Source organism: Herbaspirillum sp. Sphag64 (assembly GCF_014192645.1).
Classification (GTDB): Bacteria; Pseudomonadota; Gammaproteobacteria; order Burkholderiales; family Burkholderiaceae_D; genus Herbaspirillum.
The window spans coordinates 259,939-278,920 of record NZ_JACHYE010000001.1; the positions used below are offsets into that span (position 1 = coordinate 259,939).

An 18,982-nucleotide genomic window follows, 5' to 3' on the forward strand; every position below is an offset into this window, starting at 1 on the left:
GCGGTAACGATTGATTAGCTTGACTTCCATCTCATTTGGAAGTGCGTTGCCTCGTAGTCTTCAAGGAATAATCATGAACAATCTGCACGACATCGGACTTGGAAAATTGAATTTCCCAACCGGATTTATTTTCATTTTTACTCAATGCAACGCCAGCGAGATATGCTCGACGAACGCCTTTACCTTGGCTGAATGTTTCCGCTCAGGGGGACTCACCAGATGAATCGGTGATAACGGTGAGTCCCAGTCAGGCATGAGCCGCACCACTTCTCCATTTGCTAATTCGGGTTCGAATAACCAGGTAGGCGCATAGCCAATACCCATTGCGCCAATAACCGCCGAACGTATCACCTCACTACTGTTTGTTTGAATACCTCCGTGAACCCGCACACTCTTAGTCACTCCCATTGTTTCCGATGCACCAGCACCGGCTGTGAAAGTCCATAGATTGCTATTGGCAAGTCCCGTGTAGACAATACACTGGTGCGCTGGTAAGTCTTCCGGATCGCGCGGCGCACGCACGTCGGCGGGGAGGTTTCGCAGATAGTCCCGATGGGCCAGCAGCATGCGCTGCGATACACCAACACGCCGCGCAATAAGCCCACTATCGGGCAAATCACCAATCCGAACCGACACATCAATACCCTGTTCCACCAAGTCGATGAAGCCGTCATGTAGACGCAGGTCAACCTTGACGTCGGGGTGCGCTTGCATGAACGACTTCACCAGCGGCATCAACTTCAAGCGCCCAAAACCGACCGAGGCGGCAACTCTGATCCATCCCCGTAATTGCCTCTCGCCTGTGATCAAATCAGACTCGGCTTCAGCAATTTCGGCGACCAACCTTCGCGCCTGCTCGAAATAGCGCGCGCCCTCCTCGGTCAATGCCAGCGAGCGCGTCGTCCGAATCAGCAGCTTTGCCCCCAACTGTCGCTCCAGAGCAGCCACTTGCTTGCTGACGGCGCTCTGGGTGGTCTGCGACTCATCTGCCACAGCAGAAAAGCTGCCTGACTCGACCACCCTCACAAATGTACGCATTGCAGAAAGCTTGTCCATGGCTGCTCAATATATTCCATTAACGACTAAGTGATATCGCCAAAATCAGTCTATACGAACATCAAGGAATAAGTCAAAGTGAAGGCCTCGATACATCAACCAGGAGCAGACATGAATCCATCAAACGTTCTCATCACCGGTGCTTTAACCGGAATCGGCCGTGCAACCGCGTTCGCCTTTGCGCGAACTGGTGCCAACGTGGTCGTTAGCGGGCGCCGCGAAGAGGCCGGCACCGCATTGGCATCCGAACTTCGCGCATTGGGAGGCAAGGCTGAGTTCATCAAAGCCGACGTCACCGATGAAGCAGAGGTCCGTGCACTTGTCGAACAAACAGTCAGTTTGTTCGGCAAGCTTGACATTGCCGTTAATAACGCTGGCACGGAAGGCACACTAGGCCCGATTACCGAACAAAGCACAGATAACTTCCATGCCACGTTCTCGACCAACGTGCTAGGCACCCTGCTGTCGCTCAAACACGAGATGCGTGCGATGCAAGCGCAGGGACACGGTTCCATCATCAACCTCTCATCCATTGCCGGGCAAGTCGGGTTCGCCGGGGCATCGGTCTACGTTGCTAGCAAATTCGCAGTCGAAGGATTGACCAAGAGCGCAGCGCTGGAAGGCGCTCAGTTCGGGGTACGTGTTAATGCCATCGCACCAGGTCCGGTGGCAACCAACATGCTGGACCGCTTTATTGGAAACGACGAAAGCGCCAAAGCAGGTTTTCTGGGAGGTATTCCTGCCAAACGCGCTGCCACGGTCGATGAAATTGCTAAAACCATCGTCTTCGTCGCGTCTACCAAAGCCGCTTACCTTACCGGCCAGTCGATTACGGTCGACGGTGGATACACAGCCCAATAAAACAGCGCAATAGCCCAGCCCCATCAACCTGCGTTTTACTTTTTAGACTCCCCCCTGGAGATCACAATGAGCACCATCAACGTTCCTACCCGCGAAGAAGTCAGCATCAACAATCAGGCCATTTTTGACAACCTCAAAAAAGGGCTTGGAATGGTTCCCAACCTCTACGCGACCTTTGCCCACTCTGACACCGCACTGGCAACTTACCTGGCATTACAAAACGCCAAGAGCAGCATCTCAGGCAAAGCACGCGAGGTCGTCAATCTGGTTGTCAGTCAGGTCAATGAGTGCGAGTACTGCCTGGCGGCACACACCATGCTCGGGAAGATGAACGGCTTCAGCGAAGAGCAAATCCTCGATATCCGCCGCGGACAAGCCAGCTTTGACGTCAAGCTCGACGCCCTCGCCCGCTTGACCAAAGGCATCACGCAAAGCCGCGGCCATGTCGATCCAGTATTGGTCGAAGCATTCTTTGCTGCCGGCTGGACCAAAGAGAATCTGGTGGATGCCATCGTCGTCATCGGGGACAAGACCGTGAGCAACTACTTGCATTCAACCACCAGGATTCCAGTGGATTTTCCTGCTGCGCCAAAGCTGGATTAATTTGGAAGCCGGCTAAGCTTGCCACGACGGATGCAACTCTTCGGCATCGGCAGTCCATTTTGCTGTCGATGCCGAACCACAACAAAAAGCCCGCGATAATGCGGGCTTCAAGGTGATTGGATGCTTTCAGTTATCTGGCATTGCCGGACCCAAAATCATTCCCACTCAATCGTCGCTGGCGGCTTGCCCGAGATGTCATACACCACCCGATTGATGCCTCGCACTTCATTGATGATGCGGTTGGAGACGCGGCCAAGTAATTCATGTGGCAGATGCGCCCAATGTGCAGTCATGAAGTCCTGCGTTTGTACCGCACGCAAGGCCACTACGTATTCATAAGTGCGTCCATCTCCCATCACACCCACTGATTTGACCGGGAGGAATACCGCAAATGCCTGGCTGGTCTTTTCGTACCAGCTCTGGCCATCTGCTTCCTTGGTGTTGCGCAGCTCTTCGATGAAGATCGCATCTGCGCGACGCAGCAAATCAGCGAACTCTTTTTTGACCTCACCCAGGATACGCACACCCAGACCCGGACCTGGGAATGGATGACGATAAACCATCTCGTGTGGCAGACCCAATGCGACACCCAATTCACGCACTTCATCCTTGAACAGCTCGCGCAACGGCTCCAGCAATTTCAGATTCAGCGTGTCAGGCAAGCCACCAACGTTGTGGTGGCTCTTGATAGTGTGAGCACCCTTCTTGCCTTTACCGGCGCTTTCGATCACATCCGGGTAAATCGTGCCTTGCGCCAGCCACTTGGCGCTCTTGAGCTTGCCAGATTCGGCCTGGAACACTTCGACAAATTCACGACCGATAATCTTACGCTTGGCTTCAGGATCAGTCACGCCGGCCAGATGCCCCATGAACTGGTCGGTGGCATCAACATGAATCACCTTGACACCCAGATTCTTGCCAAACATCTCCATCACCATCTTGCCCTCATCCAAACGGAGCAAGCCGTGATCAACGAAAACACAGGTCAGCTGATCACCAATGGCGCGATGGATCAGGGCGGCAGCAACACTGCTGTCGACCCCACCGGACAAACCGAGAATCACTTCATCGGCGCCTACCTGGGCACGAATGGCAGCGACCGCTTCGGCAATATAGTCAGGCATATTCCAGTCCGACTTACAGCCGCAGATATCCAGCACAAAACGACTCAGCAATGCCTTGCCTTGTACGGTATGGGTGACTTCAGGGTGGAATTGCACGGCATAGAAGCGACGTGCTTCGTCGGCCATACCGGCAATCGGGCAATTGCCGGTTGATGCCATCAGCTTGAAGCCGGGTGGCATGTCATTGACCTTGTCGCCATGGCTCATCCAGACCTTGAGCATGCCATGACCTTCAGCTGTGGTGAAGTCTGCAATATCCTTTAACAAGGCGGTGTGGCCATGCGCGCGTACTTCCGCGTAACCGAATTCGCGCAGCTTGCCGTTTTCGACCTTGCCACCCAACTGCGCTGCCATGGTTTGCATACCGTAGCAAATACCCAGTACCGGGACACCTAGCTCGAACACAGCTTGCGGTGCGCGTGGTGTATCGCCTTCGGTCACGCTATTCGGGCCACCAGACAGAATTACGCCAGCGGCGCCGTAGTTACGAATGAATTCGTCACTCACGTCATAGGGATAAACCTCAGAGAACACGCCGGCTTCACGGACGCGACGTGCGATCAGTTGCGTGACCTGGGAACCGAAATCGATGATCAGAATTTTTGAATGCATGGCTGTGGAGAATGACAAGATTGAAAAATGTTATGCGGCAACGACATTGAGAAAGAAGTCAAAAGGCTGCGGTTAAGGACTGTTTGGTCCTTCCCGCAGCCTTTTTTACTCACTCGGTCCCGCTTATTCAGCGCGATAGTTAGGAGCTTCCTTGGTGATCTGCACGTCATGCACATGCGACTCGCGCATACCAGCCGAGGTGATCTCGACAAACTCGGCCTTTTCGCGGAATTCATCGATCGTGGCGCAACCGCAATAACCCATCGACGAACGCACGCCGCCGACCAGTTGATACAGAATTGCCAGCACACTGCCCTTGTAAGGCACACGACCTTCAATACCTTCTGGCACCAGCTTGTCGGCGTTGTTTTCGCCATCCTGGAAGTAGCGATCCGCAGAACCATCCGACATCGCACCAAGACTACCCATACCACGGTAGGATTTGTAGCTGCGGCCCTGGAACAGAATCACTTCACCTGGCGCTTCTTCCGTGCCGGCGAACATGCTGCCCATCATGACACTGGATGCACCTGCAGCCAGCGCCTTGGAAACGTCACCCGAGAAGCGGATACCACCATCGGCGATTACCGGCACGCCTGTACCTTCGAGTGCCTTGGCCACATTGGCGATCGCCGAAATTTGCGGCACGCCCACACCTGCAACGATACGCGTGGTGCAGATGGAGCCAGGACCGATACCGACCTTGACCGCGTCTGCACCGTGCTCGGCCAATGCCTTGGCAGCCGCACCAGTGGCAATATTGCCGCCAATGACTTCAACATGTGGATAACGGGTCTTGACCCATTTGACGCGATTGAGAACACCTGCGGAATGACCGTGTGCGGTATCAACCACCAATACGTCCACACCTGCTGCAACCAGCAGTTCGATACGCTCATCGTTGTCCGGACCGACACCGACAGCAGCACCAACACGCAGCTTGCCATGACTATCCTTGCTGGCAAATGGGTGGGCGGTCGACTTCTGGATATCCTTGACGGTGATCAGGCCACGCAACTCGAAGTTGTCGTTGACCACCATCACACGTTCCAGACGGTGCTTATTCATGAGGCGCTTGGCTTCTTCCGGATCAGCGCCATCCTTGACGTAGACCAGTTTGTCGCGCGGGGTCATCTTGGCGCGTACCTCAGCGTCGAGATCTTCTTCAAAACGCAGATCGCGGTTAGTAATCACGCCGACCAGGCTCGTGCCTTCGACCACCGGGAAACCACTAATGCCATGCTGCTCCGACAAAGCGATCACTTCGCGGATCTTCATCGACGGCGGAATCGTGATCGGATCCCGCACCACACCGGACTCAAAACGCTTGACCTTCGCGACTTCGCGCGCCTGCTCCTTGGCAGTCAGATTCTTGTGCACAATACCGATGCCACCCTCTTGCGCAATGGCAATCGCCAGACGAGCTTCAGTGACGGTATCCATCGCGGCGGATACCAACGGGATGTTCAGACGGATGTTGCGCGTCAGACGAGTCGCAAGCGAAGTATCTTTCGGCAGAATGTTCGAATAAGCTGGAACGAGGAGCACGTCATCGAATGTGAGTGCTTTTTGGAGGAGACGCATAGTATTTCCTATAGGCGCAAAAGCGAATTATACAGAAAAATACGAGAATCTTTCGTTGAGCAGATAAATCCCTTGATTTTTAGCTAGATTAGTCTATGCGGATGTCGCATCTTTACATCGAAGACGTATTGAACTGGCAAGTGCAACACAACGCGAAAGAAGCTCGATCAAGCTGACTTCTTCGCTACACGGCGACGGCGGGAGTCTTTGGGATCTGCAATCAAAGGTCGATAGATCTCGATGCGGTCCTGCGAACGAACTTCGGTATCGAGCGTTTTGAGCTTGCCGTAAATGCCAACTCGACTCACCGTGAGATCAATTGCGGTACACTCGCGCAGCACGCCACTTTGCATGATAGCGTCCTGGATGGTGCTACCCGCTGCTACCCGCACTGCACGATTGATTTGCAGCGCTGGTGTCGCATAGCAGATTTCGACGTCGATCAAGACCGGCTCAGCCATAGACAATCTCGGCACGCTTGCAGAAGGAATCGACAAAACTGTTGGCAATCATGCTGAATACGGGCCCGATAACCGACTCCAGAATACGACTGGAAAACTCGTATTGCATGTCAAATTCAATCTTGCAGGCATCTTCGCGCAGCACCTTGAAGTTCCAGCGCGCCTCAAAATGCTTGAATGGGCCTTCCACCAGCCGCATTACCATACTGCTGGGCGGTGTATTGGTGTTTTCGGTGGTGAATGACTGCTTGAGGCCATGGTAATTGATCTTGATCTTGGCCTTGAGCTTGTTATCTTCTCGTTCGGCAACTTCAACGCCGCCACACCATGGGAGGAATTCGGGGTAGTCTTCTACGCCATCAACGAGCTTGAACATTTGCTCGGCGCTGTAATTGATCAGGACTGTTTTATGTACGACTGCCATGAAAGGTGGTCCATTTGATAAAATCGCAAAGTTGAAATTTTAACCGAGACCACGGATTTTCCGACTAGATGAGTATTGTAGATAACAAAAAGGCCTTTTTCGATTACTTCATCGAAGAACGCTACGAAGCAGGTATCGTCCTGCAAGGTTGGGAAGTCAAGGCAATCCGGGCCGGCAAAGCGCAGATCAAGGAAGCCTACGTGATCATTCGCAATGGCGAGATTTTCCTGTTCGGTGCGCACATCAGTGCCTTGACCAGTACGTCGACCCACGTTCACCCTGAAACCACACGCACACGTAAACTGCTGCTCAATGCTGCAGAGATTGCCAAGTTGATCGGCAAGGTGGAACGCTCTGGTTATACCCTGATGCCACTGAACCTGCACTATAGCCGCGGCCGTGTGAAATGCGAGATCGGCCTGGCCAAGGGCAAGAAACAGCACGATAAGCGTGAAACAGAAAAAAACCGCGACAGCCAGCGCCAAATTCAGGCGGCCATGAAGCAACATCGACGGTAATAGTGACGATGCTGACAGCAGGCTGCTGTCAGTGGACAACGCCTTCCTCATTCGAACGGACTTCGACAAGCATCCGCCGGGTCAAGCATTTCCCTGAGCAGGGTGCGTGCTTGGCAATATCCGTGGCTGCAAGGTAATGCACGCCACTTACATGTATGCGCACAACGCAAAAACGTACCCTGAACCTGTTACCTCTAGCCTGCAATTGTCAAGAAAAAAGCATGACAAAACCGCGATGCTTTGTGTCAAGGATCGTAAATCTAGGTTAGCAGATTTGCACTCACGCAAAAAAACGTGCGATGCCCAGCCGATGTGCTAGCAAGCGCAAAAAATAAGCTTGCTCAATAGAAATTTTTCAACGAAATCAGTGATTTACATCTGTAAAAAGCAAAGTAAAATGATGTAAGGATGGTGCCACGAAAGGTTACCAATATAACAAGCCCACGACGAATGCGAATATGATTGCGGCATATTAAGAGCAATTGCACTTTACGAAGGCGAATAAACGACGATGTCCAAAGTATTGCTGATAGACGACGACATTGAACTCGTTGACATGCTCAGGGAGTATCTTGAGCAAGAAAAATTTGAAGTCCGCGTTGCCTATGACGGCGAAGCGGGTGTGACTGAAGCACTGAGCAACCACTATTCCATTGTTGTGCTTGATGTCATGATGCCGCGTCTGAATGGACTTGAAACCCTGCGACGCATTCGTGCCAAAAGCAATTTACCGGTCCTCATGCTCACCGCCAAAGGCGATGATACCGATCGCATCATCGGCCTGGAACTCGGCGCCGATGACTATGTGCCCAAACCCTGCACGCCACGCGAACTGACCGCCCGTCTACGCGCAATTCTGCGTAGAACCGTCAATGACAACGCTGAGCACGCCCCCTACTCACCACTTGCTGTTGGTGCCTTGGCAATGTGGCCCGAGCAGCGCCGCGCAACCTGGTCCGGCAAACCACTGGAACTGACCAGCAGCGAATTCAACCTGCTCGAAGTGCTGGCCCGCAACGCTGGCAAGCCCGTCAGCAAGCAACATTTGTCCGAGCAAGGGCTGGGCCGCCCGCTGGCGCGCTTTGATCGCAACATCGACGTCCATCTCAGCAGCATCCGCCAAAAGATCGCTCAACTCGGCAGCGACAAATCCTGTATTCAAACGGTCTACCGACTTGGCTATCAATTCATCAAGGAGTGATGGTTGGGGCGCCTGTTCTGGAAATTTTTTTTCTTCATTCTGGTGGCCCAGATAACCGCTGCTGTGGCGGTGGGCATCATCTTTTCACTGGAACGCCGAGAGCGCATCCACAATACGACAGAACTTGATCTGAGCCCTTCTGCCGCCCTCTTTGTCAGGGCTTCTGCGGAAAGCATCAAGGTTGCTGGTACCGATGCGCTCAGCGAAATAATTCGCGGTGGTAGTCGTCGCCGTATTTATGCGGTTGATGACAGCTCTCACGACATCCTTGGACGCGACGTACCTCCGCGGCTGATTCAAAAAGCAAAAACTGCCCTACAAGATGAAACAACGCAGCGCTCCGTTGATCAAATTACGGCTCCGGATGGACAACGTTATCTGGTTTTTCTGAGCGCTCCGCGCAAAGATGAGCAGCTTCTTGCATTCGGCGAGCCGGGAAACTCAGGCTTTTTTTTCCCGGTCATTCCGGTGTTGACTGGAACGATCGCCAGTCTGTTTTTTGCAATGTTACTTGCCTGGTATTTTTCACAACCGATTCGCAAGCTGAAACTGGCGTTCGCCAGTGCTGCATCAGGCAACCTGAATGCCCGACTGGCGGTGCAAATGGGAAAGCGCAACGACGAGCTTGCCGATCTGGGCAGAGATTTCGATCTGATGACCGAACAACTGCAGACCTTGGTAGAAAGTCAACGCCGCCTGCTGCATGACGTCTCGCATGAATTGCGCTCACCGATTGCTCGCATGCAGGCCGCCATTGGTCTGGTGCGGGTACAACCGGATAAACTTCCGGCCACTATTGAGCGCATTGAGCGCGAAGGTGTGCGCATGGACAAACTGGTCGGAGACCTACTCTACCTGTCGCGCCTTGAAGCTGGCTTTACCGGCACCATGGATGAACATATCCGGATGGAAGATCTCTTGCAGGAGATTATCAATGATGCCCAATTCGAGGCGCAGAATTGCGCACGTTACCTCGAAAGCGACATTCACAATGATGCCATGATACAAGGGCGCGCGGAACTGCTCCACAGTGCCATCGAGAATGTCGTCAGGAATGCTATTAAGCAAACGCCCAGCGAAACGACTGTCACGATCATTGCCAGAGTTGAAAGCGATCATCAACGCCTTTTGATCACCGTATCGGACCGCGGTCCAGGTGTACCCGAACACGAACTCCTGGCAATATTCGATCCTTTCTTCCGCAGCAGCCGTACACAACAAACGAGTAACGGTTATGGCCTTGGCCTGACGATTGCGCGTCGAATCATTGAAGCGCATGGCGGCACCATCACGGCCAGCAATCGTGCTGATCAGGGCTTGTGTGTTTCCATCGCCCTTCCCTGCAGCACATCTGGCAACATCAGCTCGCTGAGTGCGGCATGATTTCAAATCAAAACGCCTGAACCAGGCAATCTGATTCAGGCGCTTCGGCAGTAAACAATCAACAATCAACGCATCACTTCCCCTGCGATTTCACGACCTGCATTGCGCTGGCGATCAGGGAACTCATATCACCAAGATTGGCAGGAACGATCACGGAATTATTGGTCTTGGCCAATTGTGCGAAAGCCGCAACGTATTGCTCGGCAACCTTCAGGTTGACCGCATCAGAACCACCCGGCGCCTGAATCGCCGATGCCGTCTTGCGAATTGCTTCGGCACTTGCTTCGGCAATCGCCAGAATCGCTGCTGCCTGCCCTTCTGCGCGGTTGATCGAGGCCTGCTTTTCACCTTCTGATTTAGCGATAGAGGCTTCACGTTCACCAGTAGCAATGTTGATCTGCTCCTGCTTGCGGCCCTCGGATGCTGCAATCAGCGCCCGTTTCTCACGCTCGGCAGTAATTTGTGCCTGCATGGCATGCAAAATTTCCTTGGGTGGCGTCAGGTCCTTGATCTCATAACGCAAGACTTTGACCCCCCAATTCTCGGCTGATTCATCAATGGCACTGACAATGGTGGTGTTGATGTGATCACGTTCCTCGAAGGTCTTGTCCAGCTCCATTTTGCCGATTACGGAGCGCAAAGTGGTTTGAGCAAGCTGGGTAATCGCGGCGATGTAATTGGACGAACCGTAGGAGGCGCGCTTGGGATCGGTAATCTGAAAATACAGGATGCCGTCCACCTGCAATTGCGTGTTGTCTCTGGTGATGCAGACCTGAGGTGGAACGTCCAGCGGGATTTCCTTGAGTACATGTTTATAGGCAATACGATCAATAAACGGCACCACAATATTGAGCCCCGGCCCAAGGGTGGCATGATATTTCCCAAGCCGTTCGACGACCCAGGCGTGCTGCTGCGGGACCACTTTGACGGTATTGACGACAAAAATGATCGCAACAAAAAAGATAACAATGGCAACACTACCAAACATATAAATCCTCCTTAAGAATGAGAAACGATCAGGCGGCTGCCCCGGACTTCTCGAATAATGAAATTTCCTGGCTGGACCGGGCTGCCGGCTGCCAGTTCGACATCCCACTCCGCGCCACGATAACGCGCACGAGCAACATGTAACTGATCGCTCTGATGCCAGTGCGCAATGTGAATTGTTTGGCCAATGTCGGCATTGATATCCGGATTAGATGTCGGCTCCAGACGATTACGCTGACCGAACCGACTACGCCGCAACAAAATGACGGCAACGATGCCAAGTAGTGCTGCGACCAACAACTGCCATTCAAGCGTCCCCCCGAATAAAGCGACGACACCACCTGCAACAAGGCCAATGGCAATCATCAGTAAATAAAACGTACCAGAAAATATTTCCACGGCAACGGCAAGCCCTGCCAATTCAAACCAGATTGCCCAAGCAGTCATTGTATTCCCCTCGTTGTCTCAGATAGATCACGGCATTGGTCGAGAGTTTCTTACTTAACCAATAACAGATGAGGAGTCTGGCACAATTCGTTGCCAGAAACAAAAAGCGCGGACTTTGGTCCGCGCTTTTTGAGTTGCCACAAGCACACAGGCTTGTATTGGCATGAGAGCCTTATTTCGATCCAGCCAGCTTCTGCCAGGTATCGATCACCGAATCGGGATTCAGCGAAATCGACTCGATACCTTCTTTCATCAGCCATTCGGCAAAATCAGGATGGTCCGATGGACCCTGACCGCAGATACCGACATATTTACCCTTGGCACGGCAGGTAGCAATCACCTTCGACAGCAACGCCTGAACCGCAGGATCACGCTCATCAAAGTCAGCGGCCAGCAACTCCATACCTGAATCACGGTCCAGCCCCAGTGTCAGCTGGGTAAGGTCATTGGAGCCGATCGAGAAGCCATCAAAATGCTCCAGGAATTGCTCGGCCAAAATGGCATTGGACGGCACTTCGCACATCATGATGACGCGCAGACCGTTCTCACCGCGCTTCAATCCATTCTTGCCCAACAGGCCAATGACCTTCTCGGCCTGACCAAGGGTACGCACGAACGGCACCATGATTTCAACGTTGGTCAAGCCCATGTCGTTACGGACACGTTTCATGGCAAGACATTCCATTTCGAAGGCTTCCGCGAAATCTGCTGCAAGATAACGCGCCGCACCACGGAAGCCCAGCATTGGGTTTTCTTCGTCTGGCTCATAGCGGGAACCGCCGATCAGCTTCTTGTACTCGTTAGACTTGAAGTCGGACAAACGCACAATGACTGGCTTGGGCCAGAACGCAGCAGCAATCGTGGCAATCCCTTCGGCCAGTTTGTCGACATAGAACGCCTTTGGCGAAGCATGTCCACGTGCCACCGATTCAACTGCCTTCTTCAGATCGGCATCAATGTTCGGGTACTCCAGAATTGCCTTTGGATGCACACCGATATTGTTATTGATGATGAATTCCAGGCGTGCAAGGCCAACGCCACCGTTCGGAATCGACTGGAAGTCAAAAGCCAGTTGCGGATTGCCGACGTTCATCATGATCTTCAAGGGCAGTGCAGGTAACTCGCCGCGTGCTACTTCAGTGACTTCCGTTTCCAGCAATCCGTCATAGATTTTGCCTTCATCGCCTTCAGCGCAGGAAACCGTGACCAGATTGCCATCCTTGAGGATATCCGTCGCATCACCGCAGCCCACCACAGCAGGCACGCCCAGTTCACGGGCGATAATCGCGGCGTGACAGGTACGGCCGCCACGATTGGTGACGATAGCGGCGGCACGCTTCATGACCGGTTCCCAGTTTGGATCGGTCATGTCGGCCACCAGCACGTCGCCTGGTTGCACACGTTCCATTTCGGAGGCATCACGAATCACGCGTACCGGACCGGCACCGATTTTCTGACCGATGGCACGACCAGTTGCCAGCACGCTGCTCGAACCCTTGAGCTTGAAACGCTGCTGCGCATCAGTCGCCTTTTGCTGCGATTTCACGGTTTCCGGACGGGCTTGCAGAATATACAACTTGCCGTCGCGGCCATCTTTGCCCCATTCGATATCCATCGGACGCTGATAGTGCTTCTCGATGATGGTCGCATACTTGGCCAGCTCGACGATTTCAGCATCATTGAGCGAATAACGGTTACGCAATTCCACTGGCACATCAACAGTCTTGACCGAGCGACCAGCCTTGGCTTCACCGGTGAACTCCATCTTGATCAGCTTGGAGCCGATGTTGCGACGGATGATCGGCAACTTGCCTTGCTCCAGCATTGGCTTGTGGACGTAAAACTCGTCAGGATTGACCGCACCCTGCACCACTGTTTCACCCAGACCGTAGCTGGAAGTGATGAAAACAACATCCTTGAACCCCGATTCGGTATCGATGGTAAACATCACGCCAGCAGCACCGACGTCGGAGCGAACCATGCGCTGAACACCAGCCGACAAGGCAACTTCAGCATGCGTGAAGCCCTTGTGAACGCGATAGGAAATGGCGCGGTCGTTGTACAGGGAAGCAAACACGTGCTTCATGGCTTCGAGCACATTGTCGAGACCAACTACGTTCAGGAAGGTCTCTTGCTGACCAGCAAAGGAAGCATCAGGCAAGTCCTCTGCAGTCGCCGAAGAACGCACTGCAAACGAGACTTCGGCAGTAGAGTCAGCGACCAGTTTTTCGTAGAAGGATTTGATTTCCTGTTCCAGACGTGGCTGGAATGGGGTATCGATGATCCATTGACGAATCTCGGCACCGGCTTGCGCCAGCGCACGGACATCCTCAATATCCAGCGTTGCCAGACGATCAGCAATGCGCTGCGCCAGCGTGACGCCACCGTCTGCACTGTGTTCCAGGAAATCACGAAATGCCTGCGCCGTAGTCGCAAAACCACCAGGCACACGCACACCAGCACCGGCCAACTGGCTGATCATCTCACCCAGTGACGCATTTTTGCCGCCTACGGACTCGACATCCGTCATTCGAAGATGTTCAAAGGAGACTACGTATGCGGCCCCCTGGGCAGAGCCCATGTTTACTACGTTGGACATGACAACCTCTAGTTTGATGATAAGAAATCTTCACGCAGTCACCATTCGTCATTTGTTCTTGGTGTTTATGAGACGAAGGCGAGATAATTGAGGCAGGGTGCCATACAGTAGGCACTGGCAGAAGCGGGGCAAGGATCTGACTGAGCATGCCGTGGAATTGGCGCACAGCAAATACACAGCTGCTCGCCAGAGCAAACAGGGAAATGCTTTCGGTGAACGTGCGCAGCATGGTCAGGATCATTTAAGCCAACTTCTCAATCTGTTGCATCGCATTTTACAGCCTGGCCGAGATTTTTTTCATCCGCCGCAGCTTTTTTTAATGTTTATTTTAAACAACATCATGCCCGATCAAGTACTGACTTCCTGCCCTCCTCCACTGCCAGCCGGCAACCGTACCGTTTTCTTCGTTTCTGACGGTACGGGGATTACCGCTGAAACGCTTGGACATTCTGTGCTGAGTCAGTTTGAATTGCGCTTCAAGCAGGTCCGCCTGCCGTTTGTCGATACGCTCGACAAGGCCTATGATGCGACGCGACGGATCAATGAAGTGGCTGAGACTGATGGCAAGGCACCGATTGTCTTCTCAACCTTGGTCAAGGCGGATCTTTCCGCCGTGATTCGGCAAGCCAAGGCCAAACACATCGACTTGTTCCAGACCTTTGTCGAACCACTGGAACAAGAGCTGGGCGTGAAGTCGACGCACACCATCGGTCGCAGTCACAATACTGCCGATTCGGAGGAGTATCGCAACCGGATTGAGGCAATCAATTTCTCACTGGCGCATGACGACGGTCAGTCCAACAAGAACCTGTCAGCTGCGGATGTGATTCTGGTCGGCGTATCGCGTTCCGGCAAGACACCAACCAGCCTCTATCTGGCAATGCAATATGGCATCAAGGCTGCTAACTATCCGCTGATCCCGGATGACTTCGACCGTGAAAAGCTGCCGAGCGGCCTGATCAGTTTCAAGAAAAAGATCTTCGGTCTGACGATCGCCGCTGAACGTCTGTCTGAAGTGCGCAATGAACGTCGACCAGGTAGCAAGTACGCATCACTGGAAAATTGCCGTTATGAAATCAACGAAGCGGAGAAGATGATGCGACGCGAGGGCATTCGCTGGATGTCATCGACCGCCAAATCGATTGAAGAAATCGCCGCGACCATCCTGCAGGAAATCAAGCCTGAGATGCGATAACCGCTCCTACTTTGGAAAAATGGGTCAGCACCACGTAGTCCTTGTGCGGCCCATCGATGCGGGTATGCAGATCGAAGTGTTCGTCATCAACCAGCTGATAACTGCCATTGTAGTGATCAGCAACGCAAATATGGGTGTTCACCGGCAGCAATGCGTGACGCCGCGAATCGAACCGATAGTGTTGATACGACTCCCCTGCCTGCGGGCCATCTGCAAAGACCACATGGAGCGCGTGCGGTGCCTCCAGCAGATAATCGAAGCGCTTTGAAAAGCTGATCACACGGGCATCTGCGGCCAGAAGCAATTTACCTGTTTCATGATAGTGCAAGTGGTCTGCGCTGGCCTGCTCATCGAAGTGGGCGATTCCCTCTGCGGAGCCGATCAGTACACCGTCGCTGGTATGCATTGTCCGATTAAACTGCCAAGCTCCCAGAAAATAGGCATGTAAATCAATGCCGTCTGACGCGAGAACATTGCTCAAGATGACGTACTCCGCAATGCCGCCCTCAGCGCGATTGCTGCTGGCGCACTTGCTCAAAAAAACAGACAGCAGCTGCAGCCGCGACGTTGAGCGATTCCATGGCGCCAAGATGCGGAATCACCACCTGAGCACTGGCAGTATTGAGCAATGCCTCACCGACTCCCTGCCCTTCGTGACCAAAGAGCCATGCCACTCCAGCATGTAAATCCGCCTCATAAATTGTCTGTTGTGCATGAGAGCTGGTCGCAAGAACCGGGACGCTACTGTGTTCACATAAGGCTGGCAAATCCGCATTTTCATAGATCTGGAGCAGAAAATGCGCTCCCATGCCCGCGCGTAAAACTTTCGGTGACCATGCTGCTACTGTACCCGGAGAACAGAATATCTGATGGATTCCCGCCGCTGCTGCACTGCGCAGAATAGAACCAAGGTTGCCCGGATCCTGCAAGCCATCGAGCAGGACCGCAGCAGCAGTCAATTGACGAGGCACCGCTGGTTGCGGCGTAGCGATCACCAGCAACAAGCCGATACCGTTTTCAACCTGGCTCAGCGCTTGATACAAGGCGTCCGGCAGCACGACACACTGGCTCCCGGCGACCTCACATTGCGCCACTAATGGAGCGACCTCGGCATGATATTGCGCACTGTCGGCAACAACGCATACTTCGGCATGTCCACCTTGCTGTAGAAATGCCTGTGCCAGATGCACACCATCAAGCAAACTGCGTCCAGCCTTGCGTCGTGACTGCGCACTACCTGCAAGTTGCTTAAGCTCCTTGTAGAGTGAATTATCGCGAGAAGAAATGACTTTCATTGATCTCTCCGTTACGACGTCAGCAAGGCACGTACCGGCGAATACGACTTGCGATGTACCGGCGAAACACCGTGTGTGCGCAAGCGCTCCAGATGCAGTGCCGTAGGGTAACCTTTGTGCTGATCGAAAGCATATTGTGGGTACTGGGCATGCAGCACATGCAAAGCAGCATCACGCGCAGTCTTGGCGAGGATCGAGGCTGCCGATATTGCTGGAACCTTGTCATCCCCCTTGACGATGGCCTCGGACCTGACCGCCATCACCGGACAACGATTACCATCAATCAGGGCCAGTGTCGGTAAGGTCGTCAGCGCCTCTACCGCACGTCGCATCGCCAGCATGCTGGCCTGCAGAATATTAAGCTGATCAATTTCCTGCTCCGAACATTGTGCAATTGCCCATGCCAATGCATGCGCCTTGATTTCCAGTGCAAGGGCATCCCGACTGGCCTCACTGAGTTTCTTGGAGTCACGCAGCCCCACAATCGGATGCGCCGGATCAAGAATAACGGCTGCCGCAAACACGGGACCGGCCAGCGGCCCACGGCCTGCCTCGTCTACACCACAGATGACTTCACCCGCATAGTCTTGCGCTGCGAACAGGGATAAATTGGTATCGATTTTGCGTGCCATAAAATCTGTCTTCGCCTTTCAGGCATGCCGATTCTGTTGTCGCTGCAACAGATTGTAGACCGCTTCTGCACTGGCATTGGCGGTATCCCGCAAGAGCGCGTAATGCATATCGGTAAACCGCTGACGTAAATTGGCTTGATAGGTGACATCGTCGAGCTGACGCCACAAGGCGTCTGCCAGTGCTTGCGGCGTAGCGGCGTCTTGCAGCAGCTCCGGCACCACAAATTCGCGTGCCAGAATATTCGGTAAGCCAACCCATGGTTGATAGTTCATGTGACGCATGATGGCGTAGGAAGCCCGCATCATCTTGTAGGCAATCACCATCGGCTTCTTGTACAAGGCAACTTCCAGCGATGCTGTCCCTGATGCTACCAGCACCGCATCGGCCGCCTCCATGACGGTGTGCGACTGGCCGCTGACAATCTGAATCCCAAGGTCGCCACTACCGGTCTGCTCCACTAATTGCTCGAAATAAGCACGCTGCCGCTCGCCTGCCATCGGAGCCACGAACTGTAAACCCGGCTCGCGCTTTGCCAACAAGCGTGCTGCGCCCAAGAAGCTGGCAGTGTTGTACTTGAGTTCAGACATGCGACTACCCGGCAGAATGGCGACAACTCGCCGTTGCTGCTGCAATCCAAGTCGCATGCGCGCCGCAACCTGATCAGGCACCATCGGAATAACCTCGGCCAGTGGATGACCAACATAAGTAACCGGCACGCCGGCCTTGCGGTAAATTTCCTCTTCAAAGGGAAAGATCACCAGCATATGCGACACCGCACGCGCGATCTTCTTGATACGACCGCCGCGCCAGGCCCAGATTTGAGGGCCAATGAAATGTATGGTGGGGATGCCCGCCTCGCGTAATTGCAATTCGAGGCCGAGATTGAAGCCCGGATAATCGACACCGATAAAAGCAGCCGGTCTTTGCGCCAGCAACTGGTCACGCAAGGAATTTTGGATACCCTTGATTTCACGGTACCGCGGAATGACTTCGAACAAGCCGCGCACAGTCAGCTTATCCATCGGCCAGTCGCTGACAAAGCCATGTTCAGCCATCAGCGGTCCGCCTATCCCGTGCAGGCGAGCCTGTGGCAGTCGCGGCTGCAAGCCCGACAACAATCGGCTTGCAAGCAGATCGCCGGAGCTTTCCCCGGCAACCATCGCGATGCTCAAGCCGCTATCAACACCGCCAGCGGCATTGCCCGTGGAATCAGCGAATGATGCCACGACTCGACGTATTGATGAATTCTCGCATCAGACGAATATATTCCGCCGAATCTGGGGTCTTTTCCTCCAGCGCCAGCAAGCTTTGCTTGGCCTCTTCCAGTGGCAGATCAGAGCGATAGACTACTTTGTAGGCCCGTTTGATCGCTGCAATCTGCTCTGGCGTGAAGCCGCGACGCTTGAGGCCTTCACTGTTGATGCCGGCAGGTACCGCACGATTACCGGCGGCTGTAACGAAAGGTGGTACGTCCTGGCTCACTGCGGCAGTGAATGCCGTCATCGCATGTGCACCGATATGACAGAACTGATGCACCGATGTAAAACCACCAAGGAACACCCAATCACCCAGATGCACGTGTCCTGCCAGGGTCGCGTTATTGGCCAAAATAATATGATTACCAAGCTGACAATCATGGGCCACGTGAACATACGCCATGATCCAGTTGTCGCTCCCAATCCGCGTCACTCCGCCATCCTGGGTGGTGCCCAGATTGAAGGTAACGAATTCACGAATGGTATTGCGATCCCCTATCTCAAGCCGGGTCGGCTCTCCGGCATACTTCTTGTCCTGCGGAGCGGCTCCGAGAGAGGCAAACTGGAAGATCTGATTATCGCAACCAATGCTGGTATGCCCTTCAATGACCACGTGCGGGCCAATCTTGGTCCCTGAACCGATTCGGACATGCGGCCCGATCACGGAATAGGCACCAACCTCGACCGATGCATCAAGCTGTGCACCAGCCTCAACGATTGCGGTAGGATGAATAAGCGCCATG

Annotated in this window: 19 protein-coding genes; 6 read left to right on the forward strand and 13 right to left on the reverse strand. The window is 53.7% G+C overall.

Annotated elements, in window-relative coordinates; genetic code table 11:
• Positions 1–141: 141 nt before the first annotated feature.
• The gene (locus FHW66_RS01195) at positions 142–1,056 is read right to left on the reverse strand and encodes a LysR family transcriptional regulator (protein WP_183377884.1); all 915 of its coding nucleotides are present in this window, start codon (positions 1,054–1,056) and stop codon (positions 142–144) included.
• Between the two features lie 111 nt (positions 1,057–1,167).
• Here FHW66_RS01195 and FHW66_RS01200 point away from each other — a divergent pair, with 111 nt between their 5' ends.
• Entirely contained in the window at positions 1,168–1,917 is a 750-nt protein-coding gene (locus FHW66_RS01200; protein WP_183377885.1) for an SDR family NAD(P)-dependent oxidoreductase, read from the forward strand.
• Positions 1,918–1,983: 66 nt separating this feature from the next.
• Complete coding sequence (locus FHW66_RS01205; protein WP_183377886.1) at positions 1,984–2,520, forward strand: carboxymuconolactone decarboxylase family protein; 537 nt, start codon at positions 1,984–1,986, stop codon at positions 2,518–2,520.
• A gap of 155 nt (positions 2,521–2,675) precedes the next feature.
• Here the strand turns inward: FHW66_RS01205 and guaA are convergent, their stop codons facing one another.
• The 4 genes from guaA to FHW66_RS01225 all read right to left on the reverse strand — a co-directional run bounded on the left by guaA (position 2,676) and on the right by FHW66_RS01225 (position 6,725).
• Positions 2,676–4,256 (reverse strand): glutamine-hydrolyzing GMP synthase, encoded by a 1,581-nt coding sequence (gene guaA / locus FHW66_RS01210; RefSeq protein WP_183377887.1) that lies wholly within the window; start codon positions 4,254–4,256, stop codon positions 2,676–2,678.
• Between the two features lie 123 nt (positions 4,257–4,379).
• A complete protein-coding gene (guaB, locus tag FHW66_RS01215) occupies positions 4,380–5,840 on the reverse strand; it encodes an IMP dehydrogenase (RefSeq protein ID WP_183377888.1) in 1,461 nt (486 codons plus the stop codon).
• A 167-nt stretch (positions 5,841–6,007) separates the two neighbouring features.
• Positions 6,008–6,301: an RnfH family protein gene (locus FHW66_RS01220; RefSeq protein ID WP_183377889.1), complete on the reverse strand. Its 294-nt coding sequence runs from the start codon at positions 6,299–6,301 to the stop codon at positions 6,008–6,010.
• Complete coding sequence (locus FHW66_RS01225) at positions 6,294–6,725, reverse strand: type II toxin-antitoxin system RatA family toxin (RefSeq protein ID WP_183377890.1); 432 nt, start codon at positions 6,723–6,725, stop codon at positions 6,294–6,296. The genes FHW66_RS01220 and FHW66_RS01225 overlap by 8 nt, the downstream gene beginning before the upstream one ends.
• A gap of 68 nt (positions 6,726–6,793) precedes the next feature.
• Between FHW66_RS01225 and smpB the strand changes: the two genes are divergently transcribed.
• The 3 genes from smpB (at position 6,794) to FHW66_RS01240 (ending at position 9,827) form a co-directional block, all read left to right on the forward strand.
• The gene (smpB, locus tag FHW66_RS01230) at positions 6,794–7,243 is read left to right on the forward strand and encodes an SsrA-binding protein SmpB (RefSeq protein WP_183377891.1); all 450 of its coding nucleotides are present in this window, start codon (positions 6,794–6,796) and stop codon (positions 7,241–7,243) included.
• Positions 7,244–7,754: 511 nt separating this feature from the next.
• Positions 7,755–8,444 (forward strand): response regulator transcription factor, encoded by a 690-nt coding sequence (locus FHW66_RS01235; RefSeq protein WP_183377892.1) that lies wholly within the window; start codon positions 7,755–7,757, stop codon positions 8,442–8,444.
• A gap of 3 nt (positions 8,445–8,447) precedes the next feature.
• Entirely contained in the window at positions 8,448–9,827 is a 1,380-nt protein-coding gene (locus tag FHW66_RS01240) for an ATP-binding protein (RefSeq protein ID WP_183377893.1), read from the forward strand.
• Positions 9,828–9,900: 73 nt separating this feature from the next.
• Here FHW66_RS01240 and FHW66_RS01245 read toward each other — a convergent pair whose 3' ends face one another.
• The 3 genes from FHW66_RS01245 to ppsA all read right to left on the reverse strand — a co-directional run bounded on the left by FHW66_RS01245 (position 9,901) and on the right by ppsA (position 13,791).
• A complete protein-coding gene (locus FHW66_RS01245; protein WP_183377894.1) occupies positions 9,901–10,815 on the reverse strand; it encodes an SPFH domain-containing protein in 915 nt (304 codons plus the stop codon).
• Positions 10,816–10,826: 11 nt separating this feature from the next.
• Positions 10,827–11,261: an NfeD family protein gene (locus tag FHW66_RS01250; protein WP_183377895.1), complete on the reverse strand. Its 435-nt coding sequence runs from the start codon at positions 11,259–11,261 to the stop codon at positions 10,827–10,829.
• 172 nt (positions 11,262–11,433) lie between these two features.
• A complete protein-coding gene (gene ppsA, locus FHW66_RS01255) occupies positions 11,434–13,791 on the reverse strand; it encodes a phosphoenolpyruvate synthase (RefSeq protein ID WP_255458817.1) in 2,358 nt (785 codons plus the stop codon).
• Positions 13,792–14,200: 409 nt separating this feature from the next.
• Here ppsA and FHW66_RS01260 point away from each other — a divergent pair, with 409 nt between their 5' ends.
• Entirely contained in the window at positions 14,201–15,055 is an 855-nt protein-coding gene (locus tag FHW66_RS01260) for a pyruvate, water dikinase regulatory protein (RefSeq protein WP_183377896.1), read from the forward strand.
• Here the strand turns inward: FHW66_RS01260 and FHW66_RS01265 are convergent.
• Genes FHW66_RS01265 through lpxA form a run of 5 tightly spaced genes read right to left on the reverse strand, consistent with a single transcriptional unit; the run spans position 15,036 to position 18,981 of the window.
• Positions 15,036–15,536: a DUF6314 family protein gene (locus FHW66_RS01265; protein ID WP_255458766.1), complete on the reverse strand. Its 501-nt coding sequence runs from the start codon at positions 15,534–15,536 to the stop codon at positions 15,036–15,038. The two genes, FHW66_RS01260 and FHW66_RS01265, sit on opposite strands and share 20 nt — an antisense overlap.
• A 25-nt stretch (positions 15,537–15,561) precedes the next feature.
• On the reverse strand, positions 15,562–16,350 hold the full coding sequence (locus FHW66_RS01270) for an RNA methyltransferase (protein ID WP_183377897.1): 789 nt from the start codon (positions 16,348–16,350) through the stop codon (positions 15,562–15,564).
• Between the two features lie 11 nt (positions 16,351–16,361).
• Complete coding sequence (gene rnhB / locus FHW66_RS01275; protein WP_183377898.1) at positions 16,362–16,982, reverse strand: ribonuclease HII; 621 nt, start codon at positions 16,980–16,982, stop codon at positions 16,362–16,364.
• An 18-nt stretch (positions 16,983–17,000) separates the two neighbouring features.
• On the reverse strand, positions 17,001–18,143 hold the full coding sequence (gene lpxB / locus FHW66_RS01280) for a lipid-A-disaccharide synthase (protein ID WP_183378620.1): 1,143 nt from the start codon (positions 18,141–18,143) through the stop codon (positions 17,001–17,003).
• A gap of 49 nt (positions 18,144–18,192) precedes the next feature.
• On the reverse strand, positions 18,193–18,981 hold the full coding sequence (gene lpxA / locus FHW66_RS01285; protein WP_183377899.1) for an acyl-ACP--UDP-N-acetylglucosamine O-acyltransferase: 789 nt from the start codon (positions 18,979–18,981) through the stop codon (positions 18,193–18,195).
• Position 18,982: the final 1 nt, after the last annotated feature.